We start from the raw sequence: 14855 nt of genomic DNA on the forward strand, positions 1-14855 counted from the left end.
AGGATCAAGGGGGCTTTCCTTCTCTGTCACGCGAGGTGTGGAAAACGGCTCACAGTGTTTTGAATTAATTTCAGGCGCGTGCCTGCACCGTCACCCAATACCGCGTGAAGCGCCGCACTTTGACCGGCAGGCTCACTTCCAGCAGGTCCAGAATCCGTTCGCTGTCGTCCAGCGGGTAGCTGCCGGAGATCAGCAGGTTGGCCACCTGTGGGTCGCAATTGACCTGGCCACGACGATAACGGCCGAGTTCGCCGAGGAAATCTTCCAGGCGCATGTGGGCTGCGACCAGCATGCCGTCGGCCCAGGCGCCGCTGTTGGCGTCGCTAGGGCGCGGGGTGTCCCAGCCTTTGCGGGTGAAGTTGACCTGGCGCGCGGCCTCGACCGTCAGCGGCAGGCCGCTGTAGGTGTTGGGCATTACCTCGACGCGGCCATCGAATACCGCCAGCTGGGTGTGGTCGTTGAACTGACGCACGTTCATGCGTGCGGCCTGGCTGGTAAGTAGACCCTGGCCGGTCAATACGTTAAGCGGTGTGTTGCCGGCGATACCGGTCAGCAGGATTTCGCCTTCAAGCAGGCGGATCAGTCGTTGCCTGCCATCGAAGTGCACATCCACCGCGCTGCCGGTATTGAGTTGCAACTGGCTGCCATCGGCCAATTGCACCTTGCGGCGTTGGCCGATGGGGCTGCGGTAGTCGGCGCTCAGCGGCGGCAGGATATGTTGCTGGCGCAGGCCCCAGGCGGCGGCCGAACCGGCGCCGAGGATCAACAGCAACTTGAGCGCCTGGCGGCGGCTGGTGGAGGTTGGCGCGTTCAACGCCGCATGGGCAAGGGGCGAGGGCATGCCGCGCAGGCGCTGGTTGACGCGTTGCATATGGTCCCAGGCGCGCTGGTGTTCGCTGTGGGCGTTCAGCCAGTGTTGCCAGGCGGCTTGCTGGCGAGGGTTGAGTCCGCCTTGCTGCATTTCCATCAGCCAATGCACGGCCTGTTCGGCGACTTGAGTGGAGAAGTTCATAGGGCGAAATAGCAGCGCATGGCCGCTTTGGTCAGGTGACGTTTGACGGTGGCGATGGAAATCCCAAGCTCCGCGCCGATTTGCGCGTAGGTCAGCCCATCCAGTTGCGCCAGCAGGAAGGCGCGCTTGACCTGCACCGGCAGGCCGTCGAGCAGTTGGTCCAGCTCGACCAGGGTTTGCAGGATGATTGCGCGTTCTTCTTCCGATGGCGCCACGTGTTCGGGCATGTGTGCCAGGGCATCGAGGTAGGCGCGTTCCAGGTCCTGGCGGCGGTAGAAGTTGAACAGCACGCGCTTGGCAACCGTGGTGAGAAACGCGCGGGGCTCGACCAGGGTGGGCGTTTCCCGCGCGGTGAGCACGCGCATGAAGGTGTCCTGGGCCAGGTCGGCGGCGCTTTCCGGGCAGCCGAGCTTGCGTCGCAACCAGCCGGTGAGCCAGTGGTGATGGTCGGTGTACAAAACTTCGACGGTGTTGGACGGGCTCAACGGGGGACACTCCACAAGCATCGCCATGCTTTAGAGAACAAGAATTGTTCGCATTGTAGGGCGCGTGAGTGGCTTCGGCAATCCATCCGCACAGGTGATTCATCCGTTCTGTTTTGCTTATGAGAATATTTATCATTAATATTGCGCGCTGATGAACCTGGCGCCTCCCGCATGAAAAGCAAAACCTCGCTGCCTGTCTCCTATCGTCTCGCCGTGACCTCGCGTGTGCTGGCTGCCGTGGTGGGCGGTTACCTGATGGCGTCCCTGGCCAGCATCTGTCTGGCGCTGTGGCTGCCTACCTCTCGCGCCGATGCGGTGATCACCGGAATGATGAGTTCCTTCGTGTTTTACCTGCTCGCTGTGCTCTGGTGTTTCGCCTGCCGCAGTGCCGCACGCGCCTGGTTCGGTGTGCTGCTGCCAAGTGCGGCGTTCGCCACCCTGGCGGGCGTGGGCTTGTGGATGACACGAGTATGAAAGAGGGTTTCCGTCAGGCCATGGCCTGGTTGCACACCTGGGCCGGGTTGATCTTCGGCTGGCTGCTGTTTGCGATTTTCCTGACAGGCACCCTGTCGTATTTCAAGGACGAGATCAGCCACTGGATGCAGCCCGAAGTGCAGGCCCGTCCCCTGGACGATGCGCGCAGCCTCACCGTGGCCCAAACCTATCTGCAGCAGGTCGCACCCACCGCCGCGCGCTGGTTCATCACCTTGCCGGACAGCCGCGACCCCGGCCTGTCGGTGATGTGGCAGGACAAGGTCGACCCCGGCAAGCGTGGCAACTTCATCCAGAAAACCCTCGACCCCGTCACCGGCCAGGCCGTGCAGGCCCGTGAAAGCATGGGCGGCGAGTTCTTCTACCGGTTCCACTTCCAACTGCAAATGCCTCACCCGTGGGGGCGCTGGCTGTCGACCATCGCCGCGATGGTGATGTTCATCGCGCTGATCACCGGCATCATCACCCACAAGAAAATCTTCAAGGACTTCTTCACCTTCCGTCCCCGCAAAGGCCAGCGTTCCTGGCTCGACGGGCACAACGCGGTGGGTGTGCTGGTGCTGCCTTTCCATTTGATGATCACCTACAGCAGCCTGGTGATCTTCATGAGCATGGTGATGCCGGCGCCGATCCTGGCTTCCTATGGCAACGACACCCGCGCTTTTTTCAGCGAGGTGTTCCCGAACACCAACAACGCGCCTGCATCGGGCCAGCCAGGCACATTGCTGCCGCTGGTGCCGATGTACGAGCAGGCGCGGGCACAGTGGGCGGGCGGGCATGTGGGGCGCGTGGCGGTGAATAACCCGGGCGATGTGAACGCCTCGGTCAATGTATTGCGCGCCGGTTCCGACAGCGTAGTGCACGATTTCGGCAGTACCGTGTCCTTCAATGGCAGCACCGGCGAACTGTTGCGAGTGAGCGGCGGGCAGTCGCTGCCGGCGGCCATCGGCGGCAGTTTCTACGGCCTGCACATGGGCCATTTCGCCGGCCCGGTGCTGCGCTGGTTGTACTTTATCTGCGGGCTGGCGGGCACGGCGATGATCGGCACCGGGCTGGTCATCTGGCTTGGCAAGCGTCAGCTCAAGCACCTCAAGAGCAATGTGATGCCGTTTGAACTGCGTCTTGTGGAAGTACTCAACATCGCCAGCATGTCCGGCCTGATGATCGCCATCGCGGCGTTTTTCTGGGCCAATCGCCTGCTGCCGGTGACCTTCGCCGAACGTTCCGACTGGGAAGTGCAAACCTTCTTTATTGCCTGGGGCGTGAGCCTGCTGCACGCCATCCTGCGGCGTGGCCGCCAGGGTTGGGTCGAGCAGTTGAGCGTCGGCGCATTGCTGTTTATCGCCATTCCATTGCTCAACGCGTTGACCACCTCGCATCACCTGGGCGTTTCATTGGCCACCGGAGACTGGGCCATGGCCGGCTTCGACCTGACGAGCCTGGCCAGCGGAATATTCCTCGGCTGGGCCGCCTGGAAGATGCAGCATCGCACCGTGCCTGCGCCCAAGGTTGAACGCACACGCGGGTTGACGCTCAAGCAGGAGGCGAACTGAATGCTGCTTGCACTGCTGATGTGCTACGCCGGGTTTGCTGCGCTGTGCTTGTCCACCGACCGTCATCACGGCGAACTGTTGCACAGTAGACCCACGCCTCGCCGGCGCCTGGGTTTGCGTGTGGCCGGGTGGTTGCTGCTGACCGTGTCGATCTGGCCCGCCGTGGCCATCGCCGGTTGGGGCCAGGGCTTGGTGGAGTGGTGCGCCGTGTTGATGCTCAGCGCACTGCTGTTGGTGCTGCTGTTGCCGTATCGGCCAAGGCTGGCCCTGATCCTGGCGGGTGTCGGCCTGCTCGCCAGCCCTGTCGCAGCCTTCGCCACACTCTGAGCCCGTCCATGATGATCAGCACCCCACCGGAACCCCAGGACAGCCAGCACGCTGACGCGGCCGGTGGGCGTGCGCATTTCCTGCAGGTGTTCCTGTCCCAGCGTTCGCAGATGGAGGCCCTGGTGAGTCGCCGCGTGGGGTGCCGCGCCACGGCGGCCGACCTGGTGCAGGACCTGTTCCTGCGCTTCTGGCGCCGGCCGCTGGTGCAGGTCGAAGAACTCAGCACCTACCTGCTGCGCTGCGCCGGCAATATCGCCATCGATCACCTGCGCAGCGAAGGCGCGCGGGTGCGCAGCAGCGAAGGCTGGCTGCCCGAACAGCACGACAACCAAGGCTCCGAGCCCCAGGCGGCGCTGGAAGCCGGCAATGATCTGCGCCATGTCGAAGCGGCGCTGCGCAGTTTGCCCGAGCGCACGCGGCAGATTTTCCTGCTCAACCGCATCCACGGCCGCAAGTACGCGCAAATCGCCAAGGCCATGGGCCTGTCCCAAAGTGCCGTGGAAAAACATATGATGCGTGCCCTCGAAGCCTGCAAAGCCAGCCTTCGCGACCCCTCATCCCCACGCACGCCAGGGAAAGCACCGTGAACGTCATCCCCACGCCCGCCCAGGAGCAAGCGGCCCTGGCCTGGTTGAGCCTGCTGCACGACCAGCCCAGCAGTGGCGACCAGGCCACGTTCAGCCAGTGGCTGCGGGCCGACCCTGCACATGTCGAGGCCTATTCCCAGGCCCAGGTGCTGTGGGAGTTGAGCGAAGTCCCGGCGCGCAAGCTGGCGGACGAAGAAGCCATGGCCTTGCAGGGCTACCTCAATGCGATGAACACCCCGAAGCGTTCGCGGGTGCTGCGTTGGTCCGGGGCGTTGGCCATGGCTGCCTGCCTGGTGGTGATGGTGTCCATGGGGGCTGGTTGGCAGCCGTCGCGCTGGGTCGATGACCTTGGCGCTGACTACGTGACGGCACCCGGGGAAATCAAGACCGTCACGCTGGCCGACAACTCCCAAGTCACCCTGGACGCTGACAGCGCCATCGCCGTGGATTTCAACCATGGCGAGCGGCGTATCCAATTGCGTCGCGGGGCCGGCTTTTTCAGCGTGACCCACACCGGGCAATCCTTCGTGGTGGCGGCGGGCAGCGGTGAAGCGCGGGTGCTGGGCACCCAGTTCGAAGTGCGCCTGCAACCGGCAGGCGCCCAGGTGACGGTGTTGTCCGGACGGGTTGGCGTGACGCCGTCAAAGCAGGGCCAACAGCAGGTTCTTACCGCCGGCCAGCAAGTGGCCTACGCCGATGGCATTGCCGAACCAATGCATGGGGTCGACAGCGAATCACGCCTGGCCTGGCGCGACGGCTGGCTCAACTACTACAAGGCGCCCTTGGCGGACGTAGTGAAGGACCTGGGCCGTTACTACCCCGGTCGCATCCTGTTGCTTAACGAAGAGATGGGCGCCAGGCGTGTCAGCGGCAGCTTCCCGAGCAAAGACCCACAGGCTGTGCTGAATGCCTTGCAGGTGGTTCTCGGTTTTGAACAGCACCAGGTGCTGGGGCGCATGATCGTGGTGCGCTGATTACTTCAGCGCCGCCATGATCTTCTCGGGGCTGTATTCGCGAATCAGCGTGCCGTTCACGTCCACAAACGGAATCCCGCCGCCGCCCAACGCCTCATACGTCTTGCGCGCCTGGGCGTCTTTCTCGATATCGAACGCCTGGTAGGGGATGCCTTTCTGGTCCAGGAAACGGCGGATCTGCTTGCAGTACCCGCACCACGCGGTGGCATACAGCACCACGCGCGCCGAAGCGCGCACTTGTTCAGGGGCTACCTGCGATGGGTTGAACACCCGCTCGATCTTGCCCCAGTTCTGGATCACCACCACCACCAGCAATACCAGCAGGACTTTCTTGAAGACCCCGCCCAGCATCAGTTACGGCGCTTGAGCTGGTCGGTCAGCTGGGTCGGCAGGCCCTTGATGATCAAGGTGCCGGCGGCTTCGTCGTACTCGATCTTGTCCCCCAGCAGGTGTGCTTCAAAGCTGATGGACAGGCCCTCGGCGCGGCCGGTGAAGCGACGGAACTGGTTGAGGGTGCGTTTATCCGCCGGAATCTCCGGCGAGAGGCCGTAATCCTTGTTGCGGATATGGTCGTAGAACGCCTTTGGCCGATCTTCATCGATCAACCCCGAGAGTTCTTCCAGGCCCATGGGTTCGCCAAGCTTGGCCTGGCTGCTGGCGTAGTCCACCAGGGTCTTGGTCTTTTCGCGGGCGGATTCGTCGGGCAGGTCTTCGCTTTCAACGAAGTCGCTGAAGGCCTTGAGCAGGGTGCGGGTCTCTCCTGGGCCGTCGACGCCTTCCTGGCAGCCGATGAAGTCGCGGAAGTATTCCGACACCTTCTTGCCGTTCTTGCCCTTGATAAACGAGATGTACTGCTTGGACTGCTTGTTGTTCTGCCATTCGGACACGTTGATCCGCGCCGCCAGGTGCAGTTGGCCCAAGTCCAGGTGACGGGACGGGGTCACGTCCAGCTCGTCGGTCACCGCCACGCCTTCGCTGTGGTGCAGCAGGGCGATGGCCAGGTAGTCGGTCATGCCTTGTTGGTAGTGGGCGAACAGCACGTGGCCGCCGGTGGAAAGGTTGGATTCTTCCATCAGCTTCTGCAGGTGCTCGACTGCGGTGCGGCTGAAGGTGGTGAAATCCTGCCCACCGTCGAAATACTCCTTCAACCAGCCGCTGAACGGGTGCGCGCCCGACTCGGCATGGAAGAAACCCCAGGCCTTGCCTTGTTTGGCGTTGTAGCTCTCGTTGAGGTCGGCAAGCATGTTCTCGATGGCGGCCGACTCGGCAAGCTCGGAGTCGCGGGCATGGAGAACTGCAGGTGTGCCGTCGGGTTTTTTGTCGATCAGGTGGACGATGCAATGACGGATCGGCATAGGCTTCTCGGCTGGTTGAGAGGGGAGCGGTGGGCCTCCCCGAAAAGTCGCCAAGTGTACCGCACCATTGGCCAAGACGTGCTTCGAAGGGTGTTTTGGGCACCTTCCGACGGGGCATATGCCTTTTTTTCACGGTTTAGAGCGATAAAGCTGACCAAATGGGTAGGTAGAGGCGGATATTTCCCCGTCTCTGTGCTAGTTTTGCCCCGTCTTACGCCAAGTCTCGGCGATAAGCGTGCATTCAGCATCTGTCAGGTCGAACCAATCCCCGTTTCAAGCATCTATAACCGCGATCTCCGTGGTTATAAGCCTGGGGTGCCAGGCCATGACGGTCGGGCTCGACGGCTGACACTGCACTCTGCAATCCATATGAATTTGATAGGGAAGGAACACCACAATGGCTATTACTAAAGACCAACTGATCGCTGACCTGGCTGAAGCAGTAGACGCACCAAAAACTACCGTGCGCGCTCTGCTGGACCAACTGAGCCAAGTTGTTGCTGACCAGCTGGAAACCGTCGGCGAAATCACTCTGCCAGGCATTGGCAAACTGAAAGTGACCGAGCGTCCTGCCCGTACTGGCCGTAACCCTTCGACTGGCGCCCCCATCGAAATCGCTGCCAAGAAAGTTATCAAGCTGGTTGTGGCCAAAGGCCTGACCGACGCTGTTAACAAGTAAGCCGCAGCAAAAAAAACCGTGCTCCGGAGCGATCCGGGCACGGTTTTTTGTTGCCTGCAATTTGTGCCTAGCGCACCCAGCGCTGGCGCCAGATCTGCTGCTCGTTCTTGGTCTGGAAGGTCCAGGCCACGAAGCGACTCTGCTTCTGTCCCTGGGACATCTCCACCACCTGGCTTTCCAGCACGCCGGCTTTTTTCAACGCCGTCTCGATCGCGGGCAAGTTCGACGCTTTTGACACCAGGCAACTGAACCACAACACCTTGTGGGCAAAATGCGCACTTTCAGCGATCAGTTGCGTCACAAAGCGCGCCTCGCCACCTTCACACCACAGTTCAGCCGATTGGCCACCGAAGTTCAGCACCGGCAACTTGCGCTTGGGATCGGCCTTGCCCAGGGCGCGCCATTTGCGTTCGCTGCCCTTGGTGGCTTCGTCCATGGAGGCATGGAACGGCGGGTTGCACATCGTCAGGTCGAAGCGCTCACCCGGCTCCAGCAAGCCCAGCAGGATCTGCTTGGGGTTGGTTTGCTGGCGCAACTGGATGACCTTGCTCAGGTCGTTGGACTGCACGATGGCCTTGGCCGCGGCCACGGCGATAGGGTCGACCTCGGAGCCGAGGAAGTTCCAGCGGTATTCCATGTAGCCAATCAGCGGGTAGACGCAGTTGGCGCCCATGCCGATGTCCAGCACCTTGACGATCGAACCGCGCGGGATCTTGCCGTCATTGGTGCTGGCCAGCAGGTCGGCGAGGAAGTGTACGTAGTCCGCACGCCCCGGCACTGGTGGGCACAGATAGTCGGCCGGGATGTCCCAATGCTGGATGCCGTAGAACGCCTTCAGCAGCGCCCGGTTGAACACCCGCACCGCATCCGGGCTGGCGAAGTCGATGCTTTCCTTGCCGTACGGGTTGATGATCACGAATTGCGCCAGTTCTGGCGTGGTCTTGATCAGCGCCGGGAAGTCGTAGCGGCCTGTGTGGCGGTTGCGCGGATGCAGGGTGGCCTCTTTGCGCGGCACCACGGGTTTGGCCGTGGCTGCGGTTTTAGGCTTCTTGCGCGGAGGTTTTGGCGTGCTGGGGGCGGTCATTGGCTGCGTCGATTCTGAGGCTGTTTCAAAAGTGGCAGGTATTGTCACACATATACCGCTACCGCGTGTCGTAGTGGGAAGGGTTACTCGTGGACCCAAACCGGCGCACTCATGCGCAAGCCTCCCCCTGTGGTGGAGGCTTGCCGGTTTTGGTTGAGGGTGTTCATCTTCCAATGCACTTAGCTCTTCATGTGCTTGTCATGAGGTCCGGACGTCGGAATGGGTTGGGTACGTAGGTGGTCGCTGTACCTTCGAATTGTTGCCTTCCCCAAGCAGAACTGAATGACAAAAAGCTTCCAGAGTTCGTCTTGAGGCCGCTGTTCAAAATGTGCTCCCGAATGTGGCTATCAGAAATTTTTTCATCGTTCAAAATGGACATGAGCTTGTCGAAGCCAAGCCGATTACTATCTATTTCTCCCGCAGGCAGGTTCTGGTTAATGCGCACATGAATATGAAGGCCGGCCGTCCGGTTTCCGTAGATCGGGCTGTGCAGGTAAATATCGACTTTTTCTTTGTCAGGCTGGACCCCGTATACATCCTGCAAGTGTTTAAGGCTCATTTCCTTGAACTCATTGAGCATCGGAATATGTTTTTTTTGCAGGTCAATCGGGTTGACAATAAAAGATGAGTCAGTTCGTTTGTTATACGCAGCGATGGTCTCACGACTTTCAGGACCTTCAGCCCGCTGGGTGTTTACGCCAAAGAGTTTATTGAACGGTTCTTTGCCTTCAAAAACACCAGGCGGGACCCAATAGCCGACCAAGGCAAACCCACCCGTGTTGCGGGTACTTGCCAGAATGTCCTCCGGACGCTCAAAGGATTCGGATTTTCCGGGGACATATTTTGTATTGGGCATTAAAAACATGCCGCCCTCTGTGGAAAAGTGGGTGGCAGGAAACTGTTCTGGGTGCTGTTGGAATGCCTTTGCCTTCGGGTCGTCCTCTTTAGTAAAGAAGTTATAGATGAACGTTGGCAGTATTTCATTGTTGGCATAACGTGAAATGCGTTCTTGCATGCCTTCAGGGGGCACCAAGCCTATTTCTGGACAATTATATTTGGCCGCGGATTTTTTTGATATTTGAATACTGTTGGGGTCGTTTTCTCTATTGATCAAGGGGTGTGGAGATAGCGTAAGGCTTTGCTTGCTGACAGCGAGGGCTGGATTTTTGAAAACATTCGGGACAGTTAAAAACTCAATGCCATTATCTCTGGCTCTTTCCATTTTTGCGGCGATATTATAGGAGATGAAATGTTTATTCTTGGTTTGTGGGAAGTCGGTGAGTCTCCCATTGCTTTCCAACTGCTCGATCAGAGTCCGGTTATGGGGGAAATGATTCAAATGACTGTCGGGGGCGATGACAGTCGGATTCGGATTTGACTGACCAATAGGCAAATTCCGCAGGTCCTCTTCAAGGGGGTGGCGCCCTTGATTGACTCGCACATGTACATGAAGGCCGCACGAATCCATATCGTATACAGGACTGTGAGTGAATATCTCAACTTTTTCTTTCTCAGGATCCGTTTGATATACGTCCTTCAAAACCTTATTGACGGTACTGGTCAGCTCTTCAAGCAAGGGGATGTGTTTGCGCTCCAAGTTCACAGGTACCGATAGAAATCTGTTTCCGGTTCTCTGGAGGTATTGTTGATTAGACTCGGTATTGAAATCCCTGTCCTGTCGGTTTGGCGGCAGATGCCCGCGTTCTTCGAATGCAGGTGAAGATTCTGGAATCTTTACGTGTGGAAATAATTTTTGGAAGGTAGGGTAACGTTCATAGGTTCCTGGGGGAATCCAGTAGCAAACCAACCCGAAGCCATTCTTGCCACGTGTCTTTTCAAGTAACGCAGTGGCGTCATCCGTATACGTTTTGCCACGTTCAGGAATGTTGCTGGGGTTTGGCGATATCAGGAAACCGCCTAGTTGAGGGTCAAAGGACGTGGTCGAAAACTGTTCGGGCCGTGCTCCAAACCCCTCAGTCCTTCCTCCTGGCTCCCCGCGCAAGAATGCATCGATAAAGCCCGGGACACCGCCCCAGCCCTCTTTGTTGTCGTATAACTTGAAGAGCGCCTGGGTATTCGGAGGGGTGAGTAACGCCAGTTGATTGATATTGCACTTCTTCGCCGCTTTTTCAGTGCAAACAGGGCCTTTGGGTTTATTCCAGTTTCGTAAGTAAGCGAGGTCATATTTGTCATGGGTCTTAGGGTAGTTACGAGGGTCCTTTGCCTCTGGCGTATGTAACCGGTCTTTTTCGTCATGAGTAATAGTGTGCTCTGTTTCCCAGCTGCGAAATGTTTGGCTTTTAATGGCGGGGTTTTTGTCTGCGGCGCTGGGAAGCGAGAGACTATCATGCTCAATGTAAGTGTTTTTTGCAGATGCCGGCGATAACGATGAAATATTATTCGGGATGACTGGCATGAGGGGATTCCTGTATTGGACGAGGAAAGTAAAGCCCCTTTGACTTTAGGAAGGTTGGAGGGAGGAATCCTGATCAGAATCTTTCATGGAGTGCAAATTTTTTTGTAAGTATTTTTGCTTCAAGGAACCAAGTTATGAAGGTTCTTTATGCCAGTGTCCCACTTACTTCTCCTATAGACACGCAGGCCTCCAATATGGCTACGCAATGCGTTGTGTGGCGACGGTTATAAAACTTATATCTTGAAGTTATAAGTGGTGGCTTTATCCTCTCTATAATCATTATGCTCGCAAGTGCTAAGTTGATCGCTTTAATAGCGTCGGCGGACGTCATTAGGAACAGTGATCCGCTTGGGGACGTGAAGAGAGTTAATTTAATGGCCTGAGGAGGCGTATTGCATTTGATCTTCATAAAAAAAGAGACCCGAAGGTCTCTTTTTTCACACGGTTTGATCCTTACAGGCTGGAAATCCGCGCATGTTGCTCCGCCAGTTTGCCCAGGGCCTGTTCGGCCTCGGCCAGCTTGGCGCGTTCCTTCTCGATCACTTCAGCCGGCGCCTTGTCGACGAACGCCGCGTTGGACAGCTTGCCACCCACCCGCTGCACTTCGCCTTGCAGGCGTGCGATTTCCTTGTCGAGGCGGGCCAGTTCGGCACCCTTGTCGATCAGGCCGGCCATTGGCACCAGCACTTCCATCTCGCCAACCAGTGCGGTGGCGGACAGCGGTGCTTCTTCGCCGGCCGCCAATACGGTGATCGACTCCAGCTTCGCCAGCTTCTTGAGCAGCGCATCGTTCTCGGCGAGACGACGCAGGTCCTCGGCACTGGCGTTCTTCACGAACACCGCCAATGGCTTGCCAGGCCCGATGTTCATTTCGGCACGGATGTTACGCGTGCCCATCATCAGGGTCTTGAGCCATTCGATATCGCTTTCGGCCGCCTCATCGATGCGCGCTTCGTTGGCTACCGGCCAGGGTTGCAGCATGATGGTCTTGCCTTCGATACCCGCCAGTGGCGCCAGGCGCTGCCAGATTTCTTCGGTGATGAACGGCATGAACGGGTGCGCCAGGCGCAGCGCGACTTCGAGTACGCGCACCAGGGTGCGACGGGTGCCGCGCTGGCGTTCGATCGGGGCGTTCTCGTCCCACAGCACAGGCTTGGACAGTTCCAGGTACCAGTCGCAATACTGGTTCCAGATGAACTCATACAGGGCCTGTGCGGCCAAGTCGAAACGGAACTGGTCGAGCTGGCGGGTCACTTCGGCTTCGGTGCGTTGCAGCTGCGAGATGATCCAGCGATCGGCCAGGCTCAGTTCGACGGCTTCGCCGTTCTGGCCGCAGTCTTCGCCTTTATCCAGCACGTAGCGCGCCGCGTTCCAGATCTTGTTGCAGAAGTTGCGATAGCCTTCGACACGGCCCATGTCGAACTTGATGTCGCGACCGGTGGATGCCAGCGAGCAGAAGGTGAAGCGCAGGGCGTCGGTGCCGTAGCTGGCGATGCCGTCGGCGAATTCGTCGCGGGTCTGCTTCTCGATCTTCTTCGCCAGTTTCGGCTGCATCAGGCCCGAGGTGCGTTTCTGCACCAGGGTTTCCAGGTCGATGCCGTCGATGATGTCCAGCGGGTCCAGCACGTTACCCTTGGACTTGGACATCTTCTGGCCTTGGCCATCACGTACCAGGCCGTGCACGTACACGGTCTTGAAGGGTACCTGCGGCGTGCCGTCCTCGTTTTTCACCAGGTGCATGGTCAGCATGATCATCCGGGCAACCCAGAAGAAAATGATGTCGAAGCCAGTGACCAGTACGTCGGTGGAGTGGAATTTCTTCAGGAATTCGGTCTGCTGCGGCCAGCCGAGGGTGGAGAAGGTCCACAGGCCCGAGCTGAACCAGGTGTCCAGTACGTCGTTGTCCTGTTGCAGCGCAACGCCGGCACCCAGGTTGTGCTTGGCACGCACTTCGGCTTCGTCGCGGCCTACATAGACCTTGCCCGACTCGTCGTACCAGGCCGGAATGCGGTGGCCCCACCACAGTTGACGGCTGATGCACCAATCCTGGATGTCGCGCATCCACGAGAAATACATGTTTTCGTACTGCTTGGGTACGAACTGGATGCGGCCGTCTTCCACGGCGGCAATGGCCGGTTCGGCCAGCGGCTTGGTGGAGACGTACCATTGGTCGGTCAGCCACGGCTCGATCACGGTGCCGGAGCGGTCGCCCTTCGGCACTTTCAGGCCGTGGTCGTCAACGCTCACCAGCAAACCCGCGGCGTCGAAGGCGGCAACGATCTGCTTGCGTGCTTCGAACCGGTCGAGGCCGGCGTATTCAGCCGGGATCTTGCCATCGACAGTTTCGTTCAGCGTGCCGTCCAGATTGAACACCTGGCAGGCCGGCAACACGGCAGCGTTCTTGTCGAAGATGTTCAGCAGCGGCAGGTTGTGGCGCTTGCCGACTTCGTAGTCGTTGAAATCGTGGGCCGGGGTGATTTTCACACAGCCGGTGCCGAACTCTGGGTCGCAATAGTCGTCCGCGATGATCGGGATACGGCGGCCCACCAGCGGCAGCTCGACGAACTTGCCGATCAGCGCCTGGTAGCGTTCATCATTCGGGTTAACCGCCACGGCAGCGTCGCCGAGCATGGTTTCCGGACGCGTGGTGGCGACGATCAGGTAGTCGTTGCCTTCGGCGGTCTTGGCGCCATCGGCCAGCGGATACTTGAGGTTCCACAGGAAACCTTTCTCGTCGTGGTTTTCCACTTCGAGGTCGGAAATCGCCGTGTGCAACTTGGTGTCCCAGTTGACTAGGCGCTTGCCGCGGTAGATCAAGCCGTCTTCATGCAGGCGCACGAAGGCTTCTTTCACGGCTTCCGACAGGCCATCGTCCATGGTGAAGCGTTCGCGGCTCCAGTCTACGGACGAACCGAGGCGACGGATCTGACGGCTGATATTGCCGCCGGACTGGTCCTTCCATTCCCAGATTTTTTCCAGGAATTTCTCGCGGCCCAGGTCATGACGGTTCTGGCCGGTGGCTTCGAGTTGGCGTTCCACCAGCATCTGGGTGGCGATACCGGCGTGGTCGGTGCCCGGTTGCCACAGGGTGTTGCGGCCCTGCATGCGGCGGAAACGGATCAAGGCATCCATGATCGCATTGTTGAAGCCATGGCCCATGTGCAGGCTGCCAGTGACGTTCGGTGGCGGAATCATGATGGTGTAGGAATCGCCCGCGCCTTGCGGGGCGAAATAATTCTCGGATTCCCAGGTGTTGTACCAGGAAGTTTCGATGGCGTGCGGCTGGTAGGTCTTATCCATGCGCGGCGGGACCCTAGTTGGCATTAATTCAGGAAAGCCGGCAAGTATAACGGGGCTGGGAGCTGAGGGCGAGTTGAAGACTTGTGCGAATCAAATGTGGGAGGGGGCTTGCCCCCGATGGCGGCGTGCCAGTCAACGCAGCAGTCGTTGACCCATCGCTATCGGGGGCAAGCCCCCTCCCACAGGGAGATTATGCAAGGCTCAGGACTGGTACTGGCTGAGCAGCCGCTCCATCCGCGCATCCAGTCGCCGCTTGATCTCGGTTTCGATGTGCGGGGCAAAGTCGTCGATCACGTCCTGCATGATCAGTTGTGCGGCGGCGCGCAGTTCGTTGTCCAGGTGCAGTAGCAGGGCGTCGGGCCCTTTTTCAGCGGGGGCAGGTGCGACGGCGGGTGCTTCGACAACCGGCTCCGGCGCGACAGGTTTGCCGCCGACCATGTCGAACAGCAGCGGAATCTGTACCTCGCCCTCGACCGTTTCGGTCAACAGCGGCGGTTGCAAGTCATCATCACCCAGTAACTGACGGATCGACTCCAGGTCGTCCAGCAGGTGGTCATCTTTTTTCAGCGAGTTTGGCGTGTCCATCATTTA

General features: G+C 59.2%; 14 protein-coding genes. 6 read left to right on the forward strand and 8 right to left on the reverse strand.

What is annotated here, in order from left to right; all coding sequences use genetic code 11:
• Positions 1–70 precede the first annotated feature (70 nt).
• Both AC3WP7_RS01955 and AC3WP7_RS01960 read right to left on the reverse strand, forming a co-directional pair.
• Positions 71–1012: a FecR domain-containing protein gene (locus tag AC3WP7_RS01955; RefSeq protein ID WP_102591578.1), complete on the reverse strand. Its 942-nt coding sequence runs from the start codon at positions 1010–1012 to the stop codon at positions 71–73.
• Entirely contained in the window at positions 1009–1497 is a 489-nt protein-coding gene (locus AC3WP7_RS01960; RefSeq protein WP_071488625.1) for a sigma-70 family RNA polymerase sigma factor, read from the reverse strand. Before AC3WP7_RS01960 ends, AC3WP7_RS01955 begins: the two co-directional genes overlap by 4 nt.
• A 171-nt stretch (positions 1498–1668) precedes the next feature.
• Here AC3WP7_RS01960 and AC3WP7_RS01965 point away from each other — a divergent pair, with 171 nt between their 5' ends.
• From AC3WP7_RS01965 to AC3WP7_RS01985, 5 genes are read left to right on the forward strand one after another with little or no spacing between them, the layout of a single operon-like run.
• Entirely contained in the window at positions 1669–1971 is a 303-nt protein-coding gene (locus AC3WP7_RS01965; RefSeq protein ID WP_071488626.1) for a DUF3649 domain-containing protein, read from the forward strand.
• Positions 1968–3542, forward strand: a complete 1575-nt coding sequence (locus AC3WP7_RS01970) for a PepSY-associated TM helix domain-containing protein (RefSeq protein WP_102591577.1) — start codon at positions 1968–1970, stop codon at positions 3540–3542. The genes AC3WP7_RS01965 and AC3WP7_RS01970 overlap by 4 nt, the downstream gene beginning before the upstream one ends.
• Positions 3543–3869 (forward strand): DUF3325 domain-containing protein, encoded by a 327-nt coding sequence (locus tag AC3WP7_RS01975; RefSeq protein WP_093512359.1) that lies wholly within the window; start codon positions 3543–3545, stop codon positions 3867–3869. It abuts the gene before it with no gap.
• An 8-nt stretch (positions 3870–3877) separates the two neighbouring features.
• On the forward strand, positions 3878–4456 hold the full coding sequence (locus tag AC3WP7_RS01980; protein ID WP_071488629.1) for an RNA polymerase sigma factor: 579 nt from the start codon (positions 3878–3880) through the stop codon (positions 4454–4456).
• Positions 4453–5430, forward strand: a complete 978-nt coding sequence (locus AC3WP7_RS01985; protein ID WP_092240938.1) for a FecR family protein — start codon at positions 4453–4455, stop codon at positions 5428–5430. The genes AC3WP7_RS01980 and AC3WP7_RS01985 overlap by 4 nt, the downstream gene beginning before the upstream one ends.
• Here AC3WP7_RS01985 and AC3WP7_RS01990 read toward each other — a convergent pair whose 3' ends face one another.
• Together AC3WP7_RS01990 and yejK are read right to left on the reverse strand one after the other, a co-directional pair.
• Positions 5431–5781 (reverse strand): glutaredoxin family protein, encoded by a 351-nt coding sequence (locus AC3WP7_RS01990; RefSeq protein WP_093119592.1) that lies wholly within the window; start codon positions 5779–5781, stop codon positions 5431–5433.
• Positions 5781–6785 (reverse strand): nucleoid-associated protein YejK, encoded by a 1005-nt coding sequence (gene yejK, locus AC3WP7_RS01995; RefSeq protein WP_010212893.1) that lies wholly within the window; start codon positions 6783–6785, stop codon positions 5781–5783. The genes AC3WP7_RS01990 and yejK overlap by 1 nt, the downstream gene beginning before the upstream one ends.
• Positions 6786–7182: 397 nt before the next feature.
• On the opposite strand from yejK, the gene AC3WP7_RS02000 reads away from it, so the two are divergent.
• Positions 7183–7464, forward strand: a complete 282-nt coding sequence (locus AC3WP7_RS02000; RefSeq protein WP_092240941.1) for an HU family DNA-binding protein — start codon at positions 7183–7185, stop codon at positions 7462–7464.
• Positions 7465–7531: 67 nt separating this feature from the next.
• On the opposite strand, the gene rlmF is transcribed toward AC3WP7_RS02000, so the two are convergent.
• The 4 genes from rlmF to AC3WP7_RS02020 all read right to left on the reverse strand — a co-directional run bounded on the left by rlmF (position 7532) and on the right by AC3WP7_RS02020 (position 14852).
• Positions 7532–8548, reverse strand: coding sequence for a 23S rRNA (adenine(1618)-N(6))-methyltransferase RlmF (gene rlmF, locus AC3WP7_RS02005; protein ID WP_071488632.1), 1017 nt, complete (start codon positions 8546–8548; stop codon positions 7532–7534).
• A 187-nt stretch (positions 8549–8735) separates the two neighbouring features.
• Complete coding sequence (locus AC3WP7_RS02010) at positions 8736–10964, reverse strand: hypothetical protein (protein ID WP_139216840.1); 2229 nt, start codon at positions 10962–10964, stop codon at positions 8736–8738.
• A 453-nt stretch (positions 10965–11417) separates the two neighbouring features.
• On the reverse strand, positions 11418–14264 hold the full coding sequence (locus AC3WP7_RS02015) for a valine--tRNA ligase (protein WP_093119584.1): 2847 nt from the start codon (positions 14262–14264) through the stop codon (positions 11418–11420).
• Positions 14265–14465: 201 nt separating this feature from the next.
• The gene (locus AC3WP7_RS02020) at positions 14466–14852 is read right to left on the reverse strand and encodes a DNA polymerase III subunit chi (protein ID WP_102591576.1); all 387 of its coding nucleotides are present in this window, start codon (positions 14850–14852) and stop codon (positions 14466–14468) included.
• Between the last annotated feature and the right edge of the window lie 3 nt (positions 14853–14855).

The organism is Pseudomonas sp. FW305-3-2-15-C-LB1, from assembly GCF_058787615.1.